Below are 13,896 nucleotides of genomic sequence, written 5' to 3' on the forward strand. Positions count from 1 at the left end.
AGCGCGCCGCGGGGGCTCAGCGGGTGATCGGTGGACGGCCGGAGCCTGTGGAGGAGCCGTCGACGCGCTCGATCCCCATCTCGACGGTCGACAGCAGGACGCGGCTCCCGATCTTGGCGCGGTACCGGCGCCCCGCCTCGAGGGGCAGCGGAGCCTGCGTGGTCGTCACCAGCACGGAGCCGTTGGCCGACCAGCGGTCGCGCACCCAGAGGCCGCCCTCGTCGAAGCCGAACTCGAGGTGCGTCTTCGAGAGCGAGCGCGAGACGTCGGGGATCGCCAGAATGTGCCGGAAGGTCTCGCCGGGGTCGGGGAGCGGCTCCCTGCCGACGAGCCCGTTGCCGGTCACGATCGCGTGCTGTCCCGACGCGAAGCTGAGCCGGACGAGTCCCTGCGCCGGAGGCGCCATCGGTGCGCCGGGCGCAGGACGGCGGTGGCGGCCCGGCGCGAGACCCGGGAGCCAGGCGCGGCGCGAGGGATCGAGCACCGTCGTGTCGCCGACGGACGTCGGTCGCGACGCCCCGGGCGTCGCGTGCGACGCCACCGAGGATCCGCACTCACCGCAGAGGATCGCCCCGGGGGCGAGGTTGGAGCCACACGTGCTGCAGATCACCGAGAACGCCCTTCCTCTCCCCATCGTAGCCAGGGGCGGTGGGTGTCCTCCCTGATGACGGGGATCAGCCCGGGTCCCCCGTCACCGCGAGGACATCGACGACGACGACCGTGATGTTGTCGCGGCCGCCGTTCTCGAGGGCGGCCTCGACCAGCGCGTCCGCCGCCTCCAGCGCACTCGCCGTGCTCGAGAGCAGGTGCTCGAGCCCGGCGTCGGTCAGCTCCTTGGTGAGTCCGTCGGAGCAGATCAGCAATCGGGAGGGCGCGATCACGGGCACGAGTCGGTAGTCGGGGACGGGGGCCTCGTGGAAGCCGACCGCGCGCGTGATCACGTTGCCGTGCGGGTGGACGTCGGCTTCGTCGCGAGTGATGAGCCCGGCGTCGACGAGCTCCTGCACGATCGAGTGGTCGACGGTCAGCTGCACGAGGGAGCCCGGGATCCAGAGGTAGACCCGGGAGTCGCCGATGTTGAAGATCGACCAGTAGGGCTCGCCGCCCACCGCCGTGAGCGCCGCTCCGGTGACGGTCGTGCCGGTCCCGCCGTCGGCGTCGCCGGCGTGACGCGCGATGTCGTCGACGGCGTCCCTCAGAGCGCGGTCGATCTCCTCGGTGCCGACAGTCGCACCGGTCGCCGCGCGGGAGAGGCTCGAGACGACGGCGTCGCTGGCGACCTCTCCCGCCGCGTGCCCGCCCATCCCGTCCGCCACGGCGAAGAGGGGGGACTTCGCGAGGTAGCTGTCCTCGTTGGCGCTGCGGACGAGTCCGGTGTCCGTGCGAGCGGCCCAGCCGAGGCGCACCTCGGCTGACGGCGAGTCCGAGCTCCAGGCCGAGACCGGCACGGTGACGGAGGCGCGGCTGCGGCCGATCTGCGTCATCGCGACTCCTCGCCTCACCTCGGCTCCGCACCTCGGGGCCGGACGAACCTTCCGATGGTAACGGCTCGGCGACCGCGCCCGGCCGACGGGACACGCGGTCGCCTCGAGCGGCGTCCGCCCCGAGGAGGCCCGCCTCGGCCCGCCCGTCTCGTGACGGCGGAATACAGCTCCGCGCGACCCCGGAGTGTACGGATTCACTTGCCCAGCCCCTGTGGGACTGTCAGAATCCTCGCATGACCCCCTCCCGCCCTCCTTCTCAGCGCCCGATCCAGCTCGACGACGTGTCGAAGGCGATCATCGAGCAGCTGCAGGCCGATGGACGCCGTTCGTACGCCGAGATCGGGAAGGCGGTCGGCCTCAGCGAGGCCGCGGTGCGCCAGCGCGTGCAGAAGCTCACCGAGTCGGGAGTCATGCAGATCGTCGCGGTGACCGACCCCATGCAGCTCGGCTTCTACCGGCAGGCGATGATCGGAGTGCGCGTCACGGGCGACACCCGGGACGTCGCGGATCGACTGGCCGCGATCCCGGCTGTCGACTACGTCGTCCTCACCGCCGGCACGTTCGACATCCTCGCCGAGGTCGTCTGCGAGAACGACGACGACCTGATCGCTCTGCTCAACCAGGAGATCCGCTCGCTGCCGGGCGTGCTGTCGACCGAGACCTTCGTCTATCTCAAACTCCACAAGCAGTTCTACAACTGGGGAACGCGGTAACCAATGACCGATACAGCTTTTTCGACCGCCGGACTCGAGACCGGAGAGACGGTGACCGGCGCCGAGGCACCCGCGGGCATCGACGACTCCGCCCTCCAGCAGAAGGCGAAGGACCACCTCTGGATGCACTTCACCCGCCAGTCGGTGATGGACTCCGGCGCCGGAGTGCCGATCATCACCAAGGGCGAGGGCCACCACATCTGGGACAGCACCGGGCGCAAGTACTTCGACGGCCTCTCGGGCCTCTTCGTCGTGAATGCCGGGCACGGGCGCCGCCGACTCGCGGAGGCCGCGGCCAAGCAGGCCGCCGAGCTCTCGTTCTTCCCCCTCTGGTCGTACGCCACGCCCTCGGCGATCGAGCTCGCCGACCGTCTCGCCGACTACGCGCCCGGCGATCTCAATCGCGTCTTCTTCTCCACCGGCGGAGGCGAGGCGGTCGAGACCGCCTTCAAGCTGGCGAAGCACTTCTGGAAGCTCCAGGGCAAGCCGGGCAAGCACAAGGTCATCTCCCGCTCCGTCGCCTACCACGGCACCCCGCAGGGCGCGCTGGCCATCACCGGCATCCCGGCGATGAAGGCGATGTTCGAGCCCATCGTCCCCGGCGGGTTCCGCGTGCCGAACACCAACTTCTACCGGGCACCGGAGCACGGCGACGACCTCGAGGCGTTCGGCGTCTGGGCTGCCGACCGCATCGAGGAGATGATCGAGTTCGAGGGGCCCGAGACGGTCGCCGCCGTGTTCCTCGAGCCGGTGCAGAACTCCGGCGGCTGCTTCCCGCCGCCTCCCGGCTACTTCCAGCGGGTCCGCGAGATCTGCGATCGCCACGACGTCCTGCTCGTCTCGGACGAGGTCATCTGCGCCTTCGGGCGCATCGGCCACATGTTCGCCTGCGACGAGTACGGCTACGTGCCCGACATGATCACCTGCGCGAAGGGGATGACCAGCGGCTACTCCCCCATCGGCGCCACGATCATCAGCGACCGCATCTACGAGCCGTTCCGCCACGGCCAGGCGTCCTTCCCGCACGGCTACACCTTCGGCGGCCACCCCGTCTCGGCGGCGGTCGCGCTCGAGAACCTCGACATCTTCGAGGAGGAGAAGCTCAACGAGCGCGTCCGCGAGAACTCGCCGATCTTCCGCTCGACTCTCGAGAAGCTGCTCGACCTGCCGATCGTCGGCGACGTCCGCGGTGCGGGCTACTTCTTCGGGATCGAGCTCGTCAAGGACAAGGCGACGAAGGAGACGTTCGACGACGACGAGTCCGAGCGCCTGCTCCGCGGATTCATGTCGAAGGCCCTGTTCGACGCCGGGCTCTACTGCCGGGCCGACGACCGCGGCGACCCCGTCGTGCAGCTCGCGCCTCCGCTCACGATCGGGCCGAAGGAGTTCGACGAGATCGAGCAGATCCTCCGCGGCGTCCTGACCGAGGCCTGGGCGCGACTCTGACCCGACGGCCCGTGGCGGAGTCACGCGGCGCGGTCCGCGCTGCTCCGCCACGGCGCCTCCGCCGACTGCTGCAGAGCGCAGACCAGTGCTCGGGCATCGGGGTCGTGCGGATCGGAGCGAGCCGCCCACGCGGCCAGGCGGACGGCATCGTCGCGTCGGCCTGCCGCCCACGACAGGGACGCGAACACGACGAGCACGGGCACGCGCTCGGTCGCGGGTGCTGACACCGCGGCGGCACCGACGAGCGCCAGCAGCTCGCCGGATGGCGTCCGGGTGCCGGCAGAGACGATCCGGAGCGCATGCCGGCACCATCCGGGCCTCTGCGCGCAGACGATGAGCGCGGCGAGGGAGGCGTGCCGCAGCTCACCGCGACTCCCCGCTGCCGCACGTCGGAGCAGCGCGTCCACACTCGCTCGGACGGGTGCGGGCAGCTCCGCGCGCGGATGCCGGTCGAGCAGCGCGTCGACCTGCGCGCCGACGGCGAGGACGTCGTCCCGGGGGACGTCCGGGAGCAGCTGTCGTTCCGTGCCCTCGCGCGGCCCCGCCTGCACGGGCGGTCGACTGCGCTGACCACCGGGCGATCCCGACACGATCACCACGTCGAACGCGTCGATCCGCACGTGTCGAGCCGCGGAGGCGAGGGCGTCGGCGAACGCGTGGTCGGACGGCGCGGCGACGCGATCTCGGTAGAGGACGGCGACGACGGACTCCGCACGACCGAAGCGGCCGAGCGCACCGAGGAACGCCCGAGCGCAGGTCGTCTCATCGCCCTCGGGGAGGTCGAAGCGGAGCGCTCCCGTCGCTCTGCCGCCCCGGAAGGGAACGAGGACCAGACTCTCGCGGGGCGCGAAGCCGACGAGATCCGGGATGGCGGCGAGGACGCTGTGGTGGGTGCGGTGGGGTGCGAGTGCTGTGAGGGTCATGCCGAGATCGTGCTGCTGAAGCGGACCGCGTCGCGGGGTCATCCCTCCTATCGGGAGAGAGATCGAGCGATCCGGCCCTGTGGAGGAATCGGACCGCGCGCACGCCTCGCTCCTCCCCAGACCGCAATGCACCCGGCCTCTGCACCGATGTCCGATTCCCGCGAGAGGGGGTGAGGGACCGTCGATACTCTCGAAGCATGAGAACGACTCCCCTCCACGTCCGTCGCGTCGACAGCCCGCTCGGCCGCATCGAGATCGGCAGCGACGGCGACGCCATCGTGTCGCTGTTCATCGAGAGCGGCGGCGTGCTCCCCCACGACCACCTGCCGGAGAGCGAGGCGCCGATCCTCGAGACGGCCGCACACCAGCTCGCCGAGTACTTCGCGGGCGAACGCCGTCGCTTCGATCTGCCGATCGTCCTCCGGGGAACGCCGTTCCAGCTCGAGATCTGGGAGGAGCTGCAGCGCATCGCCTGGGGAGAGATCACCTCTTACGGAGCACTCGGCCAGGCGACCGGGCGGCTCCGCTCGGGGCGTCCGATCGGAGGCGCGGTCGGCGCGAATCCGATCCCGATCATCGTGGGCTGCCACCGTGTGCTGGCGGGCGACGGCCGGATCACCGGCTTCAGCGCCGGCGAGGGCATCGCCACGAAGGCCTGGCTGCTCGATCACGAAGGGATCGCGCACCGATGACGATCCCCGACGGTCTCGTCGCAGGAGACGACGGACGCGTCCGGTGCGCCTGGAGCGGAGCCGACCCGGAGTACCGGCGCTACCACGACGAGGAGTGGGGCGTCCCGCTCCACGGCGATCGCCCGCTCTTCGAGAAGATCTGCCTCGAGGGCTTCCAGTCCGGCCTGTCGTGGATCACGATCCTGCGCAAGCGCCCCCGCTTCCGCGAGGTGTTCCACGGCTTCGACCTCGAGGCCGTCTCGAAGATGGACGACGAGGACGTCGACCGGCTCATGGACGACACCGGCATCATCCGCAACCGAGCCAAGATCCTGGCGACCATCGACAACGCGCGTGCGGCACTCGCTCTCGAGGCCCGCGACGGGGCGGACGCGATCGACCGGCTCGTCTGGTCGTTCCACGACCCGGCCCCGGTCGCGCCGAGGGCATTCGCCGACATCCCGACGTCGACCCCGGCCTCGCTGGCACTGTCGAAGGCCCTCCGCGCCGCCGGCTTCCGCTACGTCGGGCCCACCACGATGTACGCGCTGCTGCAGTCGGCCGGCGTCGTCGACGACCATCTCGCGGGGTGCTTCAGAGCGGCGTGAGCCGTCAGCCCTCGCGCACCACCAGGTCGAGCTCGCCGCTCTCGCGGTTCGGAGCCAGCTCGAAGCCGCGCCCTCGAGCCCAGTCCGCGAGCTCCCCGAGCGAGTCGGTCTGCACGCCGTCCTCGACGAGCGCTCGCACGAATCGCCCCTTGCCCTGCTTGTTGAAGTGATTGAGATTCCGCAGCGTCCCCGAAGCATCCCGCGAGCGCACCCGCACGAATCGGCGGTCCTCCCCGGCGACGAGCGGCCCGAGCGCGGCGTACGCCTCGCTCCTCAGATCCAGGACGAGACCGCCCAGACCCGCGAGCACGGCCGCGGCCGGCTGCGACCACCAGCGCTTCAGCGGGAAGCCGGGGATCCGCGAGTCGTGCGAGAGCCGGTACGCGGGGATCTCGTCGAGCGCGCCGACAGGCCCCCACAGCGCCGACTGGATGAGGACGGTCCGGCCGAGCGCCTCCCGCGCTTCGGCGTCGAGCGAACCCGCATCGAGCGCGTCGAAGAGCACCCCGTCGAAGCGATCGACCGCCGCCATCCCGACCGGTGCCGTCAGCGCCGCGTTCCGATCGATCTCCTCGAGCTGCCTCGGCCCGAGCTTGAGGGCGCGCGCCGACGCCTCCCTGTCGCGGGAGAGCTCGACGAGGGCGTCGCGGAGCAGCCCCCGCCGCTCCGTCAACTCCGGGAACGCCAGCTCCTCGAGCACGAACGGCGTCGAGCCGCCGCTCCGCTTGGTCTCCGACGGCGGCAGCAGGACGTGCACAGGGCTCCTTCTCGAGTGGGGACGGACGACGGAGGGGCCGGGCGATCTCGATGATCGCCCGGCCCCTCCGGATGCCGCTCAACGCGGCGATGGTTCAGACGAGTGCCGCCTCGCGGGCGACGACCGTCACGACGTCGTTCTCGACCGAGAGGAAACCGTCGTCGGCCTGCGCGGTGATGCGCGTGCCGTCCACGGTCGTCACCCGGACCTCGCCGGACGCGAGGATCGCGAGCAGGGGCTCGTGACCGGCCAGGATGCCGATCTCGCCCTCGACCGTGCGAGCGGTGAGCTGACGAGCCTCACCGGCCCACACCTCCGCGTTCGCGGAGACGACGCTGACCTTCAGGGTGCCGGCCATGATCAGCCGTTGTCCTTCTGGATCTGAGCCCACTTCTCCTCGACGTCCGAGATCGAGCCGACGTTGAAGAACGCCTGCTCGGCCACGTGGTCGAACTCGCCCTTGCTGATCGCGTCGAACGACTCGATCGTGGCCTTCAGCGGCACGGTCGAGCCCTCGACACCGGTGAACTTCTTCGCCATGTAGGTGTTCTGCGAGAGGAACTGCTGGATCCGGCGCGCACGCGACACCGTGATCTTGTCCTCCTCCGAGAGCTCGTCGACACCGAGGATCGCGATGATCTCCTGCAGCTCCTTGTTCTTCTGCAGGATCTGCTTGACGTTCGTGGCCACGCGGTAGTGGTCGGCGCCCAGGTAGCGGGGGTCGAGGATGCGCGAGGTCGAGGTCAGCGGGTCGACGGCCGGGTAGAGGCCCTTCGACGCGATCTCACGGGAGAGCTCGGTGGTCGCATCGAGGTGCGCGAACGTGGTCGCCGGCGCCGGGTCGGTGTAGTCGTCCGCGGGGACGTAGATCGCCTGCAGCGAGGTGATCGAGTGTCCGCGGGTCGACGTGATGCGCTCCTGGAGCACACCCATCTCGTCGGCGAGGTTCGGCTGGTAGCCCACCGCGGAGGGCATGCGGCCCAGCAGGGTCGACACCTCCGAGCCGGCCTGCGTGAAGCGGAAGATGTTGTCGATGAAGAGCAGCACGTCCTGCTTCTGCACGTCGCGGAAGTACTCCGCCATCGTCAGCGCGGAGAGCGCGACGCGGAGGCGGGTTCCCGGCGGCTCGTCCATCTGGCCGAAGACGAGGGCGGTCTTGTCGAAGACGCCCGCCTCCTCCATCTCGGCGATGAGGTCGTTGCCCTCACGGGTGCGCTCGCCCACTCCGGCGAACACCGACACTCCACCGTGGTCCTGCGCGACGCGCTGGATCATCTCCTGGATGAGGACCGTCTTGCCGACGCCCGCTCCGCCGAACAGGCCGATCTTGCCGCCCTGCACGTACGGGGTGAGGAGGTCGATGACCTTGATGCCGGTCTCGAAGAGCTCGGTCTTGGACTCGAGCTGGTCGAACGCCGGAGGCTTGCGGTGGATGGGCCAGCGCTCGGTGATCTCGAACGACTCGCCGTTGATCTTGCCGTCGGCGTCGGCGTTGAGCACCTCGCCGATCACGTTGAAGACCTTGCCCTTGGTCACGTCGCCGACCGGAACCGAGATCGGCAGGCCGGTGTCGTGGACCTCCTGGCCGCGGACGAGTCCGTCGGTCGGGTTGAGCGAGATGGCGCGGACGAGGTCGTCGCCCAGGTGCTGCGCGACCTCGAAGGTCAGCTTGCTCGACACGCCCTCGACCTCGACGTGCGTGTAGAGCGCGTTGTAGACCTCGGGGATCGCGTCGTGGGGGAACTCGATGTCAACGACGGGGCCGGTGACGCGGGCGATACGGCCGACGGCCCCGCCCGGAGTCCCGGTCGCCGCCTCAGGTGCGGTCAGTGTCATTGCTTCTTCCTTCTGGGTCTCACCGCTCCCGGAGGGCGGAGTCTTCATGTCTGGGGAGGAGAGCCGTCTACTTGCTGGACGACAGGGCGTCGGCGCCGCCGACGATCTCGGCGATCTGCTGCGTGATCTCGGTCTGGCGCGCGTTGTTGGCGAGGCGCGTGTAGGTCTTGATGAGCGTGTCGGCGTTGTCGCTCGCCGACTTCATCGCCTTCTGACGTGCCGCGTGCTCCGACGCCGCCGACTGCAGCATCGCGTTGAAGATGCGGCTCTCGACGTACACCGGCAGAAGGCGGTCGAGGACCGTCTCGGGGTCGGGCTCGAACTCGTACAGCGGGTAGAGGTCGGTGTTCTGATCCTCCGCGCCCTCGACGACCTCGAGCGGCAGGAGCCGAACGACGGTCGGCTGCTGGGTGACCATGCTGACGAAGCGGTTGTAGACGAGGTGGATCTCGTCCACGCCGCCCTCCTCGTCGTCGAGGTTGTACGCCTCGACCACGGCGTCCGCGATCTCCTTCGCCGTCTCGAAGACGGGCTGGTCGGTCCCCCCGGTCCAGACGCGCACGCTCGGGCGCTTCCGGAACGAGAAGTACGCGTTGGCCTTGCGGCCGACGAGGTAGAACACGACCTGCTTGCCCTCGCTGCGGAGGAGAGCAGCGAGCTCCTCCGCCTCCTTGAGCACGCTCGAGGAGAAGGCGCCCGCGAGTCCGCGGTCGGAGGTGAAGATCACGATCGCGGCCGTGTCGAGCTTCTCGCGCTCGGTCGTGAGCGGGTGCTCGACGTTCGAGTAGGTCGCGACGGCCGACACGGCCCGCGTGATCGCGTTCGAGTACGGGGCTGCAGCAGCGACGCGGTTCTGCGCCTTCTGGATGCGCGAGGCCGAGATCAGCTCCATGGCCCGAGTGATCTTCTTGGTCGTCTGGGCCGAACGGATCTTCGACCGGTAGACCCGAAGTTGCGCTCCCATGTGTCTCCTGTAGTCCTTGTGTCTCGAATCGTGGGGGTGCCGCTGGTTTAGCGGCGGCCCTTCACGATCTTCTCCTGGCCGACCTCGTCAGCCGAGATCGCCTGGTGCTCCTCGCGTCCGACGGACGCGAGCGGCTTGCCCTCACCCGTCTGGAACTCGAGCTTGAAGCCGTCGACGGCGCGGTTCAGCTCGGCGACCGTGTCATCCGAGAGGACGTTGGTGTCGCGGAGGGTGCTCAGCACCTGGGTGTTGCGGCCCAGGTAGTCGAGCAGCTCGCGCTCGAAGCGCAGGACGTCCGAGACGGGCACCTCGTCGAGCTTGCCGTTCGTTCCGGCCCAGATCGAGACGACCTGCTCCTCGACGGGGTACGGCGAGTACTGCGGCTGCTTGAGCAGCTCGGTCAGGCGGGCGCCGCGGGCGAGCTGACGGCGCGAGGCGGCGTCTAGGTCGGACGCGAACATCGCGAACGCCTCGAGCGAGCGGTACTGCGCCAGCTCGAGCTTCAGCGTTCCCGAGACCTTCTTGATCGACTTGACCTGGGCGTCACCGCCGACTCGCGAGACCGAGATTCCCACGTCGACCGCCGGACGCTGGTTGGCGTTGAAGAGGTCGGACTGGAGGAAGATCTGGCCGTCGGTGATCGAGATCACGTTGGTCGGGATGTAGGCCGAGACGTCGTTCGCCTTGGTCTCGATGATCGGGAGCCCCGTCATCGAGCCGGCGCCGAGCTCGTCCGACAGCTTCGCGCAGCGCTCGAGCAGGCGGGAGTGCAGGTAGAACACGTCGCCGGGGTACGCCTCGCGTCCCGGCGGGCGGCGCAGGAGGAGCGACACGGCGCGGTAGGCCTCGGCCTGCTTCGACAGGTCGTCGAAGATGATCAGGACGTGCTTTCCGCCGTACATCCAGTGCTGGCCGATGGCCGAGCCGGTGTAGGGGGCGAGGTACTTGAAGCCGGCGGGGTCGGAGGCGGGGGACGCGACGATCGTCGTGTACTCCATCGCTCCGGCGTCCTCGAGCGCGCCCTTCACCGAGGCGATGGTCGAGCCCTTCTGGCCGATGGCGACGTAGATGCAGCGCACCTGCTTGTTGGTGTCGCCCGACTCCCAGTTGGCCTTCTGGTTGATGATCGTGTCGATCGCGATGGCCGTCTTGCCGGTCTGGCGGTCGCCGATGATCAGCTGACGCTGGCCGCGGCCGACGGGGATCATGGCGTCGATGGCCTTGATGCCGGTCTGCAGCGGCTCGTGGACCGACTTGCGCGACATGACGCCGGGCGCCTGGAGCTCGAGGGCGCGACGGCCCTCGGAGGCGATGTCGCCCAGTCCGTCGATCGGGTTGCCGAGCGGGTCGACGACGCGGCCGAGGTAGCCGTCTCCGACGGGGACCGAGAGGACCTCGCCCGTGCGGGTGACCTCCATGCCCTCCTCGATGCCGGAGAACTCTCCGAGCACGACGACGCCGATCTCGTTCTCGTCGAGGTTCTGGGCGAGGCCCAGGACGCCGTTCGAGAAGCGGATCAGCTCGTTGGCCATGACGCCGGGGAGGCCCTCGACGTGGGCGATGCCGTCGGCGGCGTCGATGACGTAGCCGACCTCGGTGGTGGAGGCCTTGCCCGGCTCGTACGACGAGACGAAGTCCTTCAGCGCGTCGCGGATCTCATCCGGGCTGATGGTGATATCTGCCATGGGAATTCCTATTCGTTGGGTCCGTGCGAGCCGAAGCGGTCGTCGGGGCCTGACCTGGATGGTGCGGGGGTCGGAGGCGGCGCGAGCCGCTCCCTGAGGATACGTGCGCCCGTCAGGACGCGAGCTGGAGCTTCAGGTCGGAGAGCCGCGCGGACACGGTCCCGTCGATGACCTCGTCGCCGACGTGCAGTCGCATCCCGCCCAGGAGGGAGGGGTCGACCAGCACGTTGACGGAGACCGGTCGGCTGTACTGACGCGAGAGCGCCGAGCGGAGCCGGTCGAGCTGCCCGGGGGCGAGCGGTGCGGCGACCGAGACCGTGGCGATGGTGAATCCGCCCTGGTCGGCGACGACGCCCGCGGCGAAGCGGACGAGCTCGGGGATGCGCCGGCCGCGCGGGTGCGCGATCAGCTGACGGAGGATGGCGAGGGTCTCGGCCGAGGCCTTGCCCTCGAGGAGCCGCTGCACGAGCGCCACCTTCGAGTCGGCCGCGGCGAGCTTGCTGCCGAGCGCGAGCTCGAGCTGGGCGTCCGACGACACGACGGCGCCGAAGGCCTGCAGCTCGGTCTCGAGCGAGACGTCCGCGGGAGCAGAGGCGGCGATCGCACGGACCCCGACCTCCTCGATCCCGGCGACGAGGTCGCTCGAGCTCGACCAGCGGTGACCCACCACGACGGTGAGCAGGCGCTTGGCCGGCTCGCCGAACGGACCGAACACGCGGGCGACGAGCGCCCGCTTGAGGTCCGCCTCGGCGCTCGGGTCGGACAGGGCGGAGCGCAGCTGCGCCTGCCCGTCGATGACCCGAGCCGCCTCGAAGAGCTGCTGAGCCGTGTCGAGGGACGCCTGACCGCCGAGGGCGGAGAGCTCCGCCTTCGCCGATGCGAGTGCCTGCCTTGACGCGCTGCCCATCAGCTGCTCGCCTTCTCCGAGGCCTCGAGGTCGGCGAGGAAGCGGTCCACGATCGCGGACGCCTTCGCGTCGTCGTTGAGGCTCTCGCCGATCACGCCGGAGGCGAGGTCGATGGCGAGGGTTCCGACTTCGGAGCGCAGGGCGACGACGGCCGCCTGGCGGTCGGCCTCGATCTGGGCGTGCGCGTTCTGGAGGATGCGCTCGGCCTCGACCTGCGCCTGCTCCTTCTTCGCCGCCACGATCGCGTTGCCGTCGGCGTTCGCCTTCTCGCGGATCACTCCGGCCTCGGCGCGAGCCTCGGCCAGCTGAGCGGTGTACTTCTCGAGGGCTGCCTCAGCCTGACGCTGAGCCTCGTCCGCCTTCGCGATGTTCCCCTCGATGGCCGCGGAGCGGTCGTCGAGGAGCTTCTGGAGGCGCGGCAGGACCAGCTTCCAGAAGAAGAACAGGAGGATGAGGAAGATCACCCCCGACCAGAAGAAGTCGTAGAACTCCGGGATCAGGATGATCTCGGGAACGTCACCTTCTCCCGCAGCGATGTTCACAGCGGTGCTGATCACGACTACGCCGCGAAGATGAAGTAGGTGGCGAGGCCGATGAGCGCGAGCACCTCGGTGAACGCGATGCCCAGGAACATCGTGGTCTGGAGGCGGCCGGCCATCTCGGGCTGGCGCGCCATGGCCTCGACGGTCTTGCCCGCGACGATGCCGACACCGATGCCGGGGCCGATCGCTGCGAGGCCGTAACCGACCGTCGCGATGTTGCCGGTGAGTTCGGCGAGAACGGTGACTGAGTCCACGAGTGGGTCCTTTCAGTGGGGGGATCGTGAGAACGGGCGGGAGCCCGTGAGTTGAGGGGTCAGTGCTCCTCGGCGACGGCCAACTGGATGTAGACCGCGGTGAGGAGCGTGAAGATGTAGGCCTGCAGGACGGCGACCAGCAGCTCGAAGAGCGTGAACGCGCCTCCGAAGCCGAAGGTCAGGATGCCGAAGAGCTTGAAGCCCGGGTCGACCTGCGAGCTGAAGAGGAAGAACTGCGTCGCAGAGAAGCACAGCACCAGGAGGAGGTGCCCGACGATCATGTTCATCACGAGTCGGAGCGCGAGCGAGAGCGGACGGATGATGAACGTCTGCAGCAGCTCGATCGGCGTGAGGATGAAGTAGATGAGGAACGGGGCCCCGGGCGGGAACAGGGCGTTCTTGAAGAAGCCCATCCCGCGGTCCTTGATGCCGGCGTAGATGAAGGTGACGTACGCGACCAGGCCGAGGAACAGCGGCATGCCGACCACCGAGGTGCCCGCGATGTTCAGGAACGGCACGATGCCGGTCAGGTTCATCGAGAGGATCGCGAAGAAGATCGTGACCAGGATGGGGAGGAAGCGGCGGGCGTCCTTCTCACCGAGGATGTCCTTGGCGATCGTGACGCGCACGAAGTCGAAAGCCATCTCGACGATGCTCTGGAAGCGGCCCGGGACGATGCGCATCCTGCGCGTCCCGAAGTAGAAGAACAGCATCAGTGCGATGACCGCGATGAAGCGGACCAGCATGACGCGGTTGATCTCGAATGGGGATCCCTCGAAGAGGAATCCGGGCGGGAAGAACTCGGAGATCGACGGGGTGTGGAAGTCACTCTCACCGGTCGAGGACGAGACCAACAGGGTCACAGCGTTAGCAAACAGCGCTAGCTCCTGGAATTCGGGGCGTGGCACGTTGCAGCCGACCGAATCGAATCATTCGGACGCAACGCTCTCGCGACGACGAAAGGTGGGGTCATCCGCTGGGTCGGCGTTCGTACTCGACGGCCGACATCAACGATGAGACGACCTGAGGACACGTTCGCCTGCGGATTCATCCCTACTGTAGCAACAGAACGGCCTGAGAGCCGAATCGCCAGCCTCTCAGAAAGC

At 69.0% G+C, this 13,896-nt stretch carries 16 protein-coding genes; 4 read left to right on the forward strand and 12 right to left on the reverse strand.

From position 1 onward, the window contains the following. Positions 1 to 16: 16 nt before the first annotated feature. Together GRS96_RS14035 and GRS96_RS14040 are read right to left on the reverse strand one after the other, a co-directional pair. Positions 17 to 541 (reverse strand): hypothetical protein, encoded by a 525-nt coding sequence (locus GRS96_RS14035; RefSeq protein WP_159859167.1) that lies wholly within the window; start codon positions 539 to 541, stop codon positions 17 to 19. Positions 542 to 674: 133 nt separating this feature from the next. Continuing rightward, positions 675 to 1,484, reverse strand: coding sequence for a PP2C family protein-serine/threonine phosphatase (locus tag GRS96_RS14040; RefSeq protein WP_159859164.1), 810 nt, complete (start codon positions 1,482 to 1,484; stop codon positions 675 to 677). 233 nt (positions 1,485 to 1,717) lie between these two features. On the opposite strand from GRS96_RS14040, the gene GRS96_RS14045 reads away from it, so the two are divergent. Together GRS96_RS14045 and GRS96_RS14050 are read left to right on the forward strand one after the other, a co-directional pair. Next, positions 1,718 to 2,197 (forward strand): Lrp/AsnC family transcriptional regulator, encoded by a 480-nt coding sequence (locus tag GRS96_RS14045; protein WP_159859161.1) that lies wholly within the window; start codon positions 1,718 to 1,720, stop codon positions 2,195 to 2,197. 3 nt (positions 2,198 to 2,200) lie between these two features. Beyond that, the gene (locus GRS96_RS14050) at positions 2,201 to 3,643 is read left to right on the forward strand and encodes an aspartate aminotransferase family protein (RefSeq protein ID WP_159988765.1); all 1,443 of its coding nucleotides are present in this window, start codon (positions 2,201 to 2,203) and stop codon (positions 3,641 to 3,643) included. A 20-nt stretch (positions 3,644 to 3,663) separates the two neighbouring features. Here GRS96_RS14050 and GRS96_RS14055 read toward each other — a convergent pair whose 3' ends face one another. Next, a complete protein-coding gene (locus tag GRS96_RS14055; protein ID WP_159988766.1) occupies positions 3,664 to 4,566 on the reverse strand; it encodes a DUF4192 family protein in 903 nt (300 codons plus the stop codon). A gap of 197 nt (positions 4,567 to 4,763) precedes the next feature. Here GRS96_RS14055 and GRS96_RS14060 point away from each other — a divergent pair, with 197 nt between their 5' ends. Both GRS96_RS14060 and GRS96_RS14065 read left to right on the forward strand, forming a co-directional pair. Beyond that, a complete protein-coding gene (locus GRS96_RS14060; RefSeq protein WP_159859151.1) occupies positions 4,764 to 5,258 on the forward strand; it encodes a methylated-DNA--[protein]-cysteine S-methyltransferase in 495 nt (164 codons plus the stop codon). Next, positions 5,255 to 5,845: a DNA-3-methyladenine glycosylase I gene (locus tag GRS96_RS14065; protein ID WP_159988767.1), complete on the forward strand. Its 591-nt coding sequence runs from the start codon at positions 5,255 to 5,257 to the stop codon at positions 5,843 to 5,845. The genes GRS96_RS14060 and GRS96_RS14065 overlap by 4 nt, the downstream gene beginning before the upstream one ends. A gap of 4 nt (positions 5,846 to 5,849) precedes the next feature. Here GRS96_RS14065 and GRS96_RS14070 read toward each other — a convergent pair whose 3' ends face one another. From GRS96_RS14070 to atpB, 9 genes are all read right to left on the reverse strand, one after another. Then, the gene (locus GRS96_RS14070) at positions 5,850 to 6,602 is read right to left on the reverse strand and encodes a YaaA family protein (RefSeq protein WP_159859145.1); all 753 of its coding nucleotides are present in this window, start codon (positions 6,600 to 6,602) and stop codon (positions 5,850 to 5,852) included. Positions 6,603 to 6,696: 94 nt separating this feature from the next. Further along, on the reverse strand, positions 6,697 to 6,960 hold the full coding sequence (locus tag GRS96_RS14075) for a F0F1 ATP synthase subunit epsilon (protein ID WP_159859142.1): 264 nt from the start codon (positions 6,958 to 6,960) through the stop codon (positions 6,697 to 6,699). Positions 6,961 to 6,962: 2 nt separating this feature from the next. After that, positions 6,963 to 8,438 (reverse strand): F0F1 ATP synthase subunit beta, encoded by a 1,476-nt coding sequence (gene atpD / locus GRS96_RS14080; protein WP_159988768.1) that lies wholly within the window; start codon positions 8,436 to 8,438, stop codon positions 6,963 to 6,965. Positions 8,439 to 8,505: 67 nt separating this feature from the next. Beyond that, on the reverse strand, positions 8,506 to 9,402 hold the full coding sequence (locus GRS96_RS14085) for a F0F1 ATP synthase subunit gamma (RefSeq protein ID WP_159859135.1): 897 nt from the start codon (positions 9,400 to 9,402) through the stop codon (positions 8,506 to 8,508). Between the two features lie 47 nt (positions 9,403 to 9,449). Further along, entirely contained in the window at positions 9,450 to 11,087 is a 1,638-nt protein-coding gene (gene atpA, locus GRS96_RS14090; protein WP_159859132.1) for a F0F1 ATP synthase subunit alpha, read from the reverse strand. Between the two features lie 112 nt (positions 11,088 to 11,199). Continuing rightward, positions 11,200 to 11,994: a F0F1 ATP synthase subunit delta gene (locus GRS96_RS14095; protein WP_159859129.1), complete on the reverse strand. Its 795-nt coding sequence runs from the start codon at positions 11,992 to 11,994 to the stop codon at positions 11,200 to 11,202. Continuing rightward, complete coding sequence (locus tag GRS96_RS14100) at positions 11,994 to 12,551, reverse strand: F0F1 ATP synthase subunit B (protein ID WP_159988769.1); 558 nt, start codon at positions 12,549 to 12,551, stop codon at positions 11,994 to 11,996. The genes GRS96_RS14095 and GRS96_RS14100 overlap by 1 nt, the downstream gene beginning before the upstream one ends. Positions 12,552 to 12,553: 2 nt before the next feature. Beyond that, positions 12,554 to 12,790: an ATP synthase F0 subunit C gene (locus GRS96_RS14105; protein ID WP_055794702.1), complete on the reverse strand. Its 237-nt coding sequence runs from the start codon at positions 12,788 to 12,790 to the stop codon at positions 12,554 to 12,556. 59 nt (positions 12,791 to 12,849) lie between these two features. Further along, positions 12,850 to 13,653, reverse strand: a complete 804-nt coding sequence (atpB, locus tag GRS96_RS14110; protein ID WP_159988770.1) for a F0F1 ATP synthase subunit A — start codon at positions 13,651 to 13,653, stop codon at positions 12,850 to 12,852. Positions 13,654 to 13,896: the final 243 nt, after the last annotated feature.

Source organism: Rathayibacter sp. VKM Ac-2803, assembly GCF_009807175.1.
Classification (GTDB): Bacteria; Actinomycetota; Actinomycetes; order Actinomycetales; family Microbacteriaceae; genus Rathayibacter.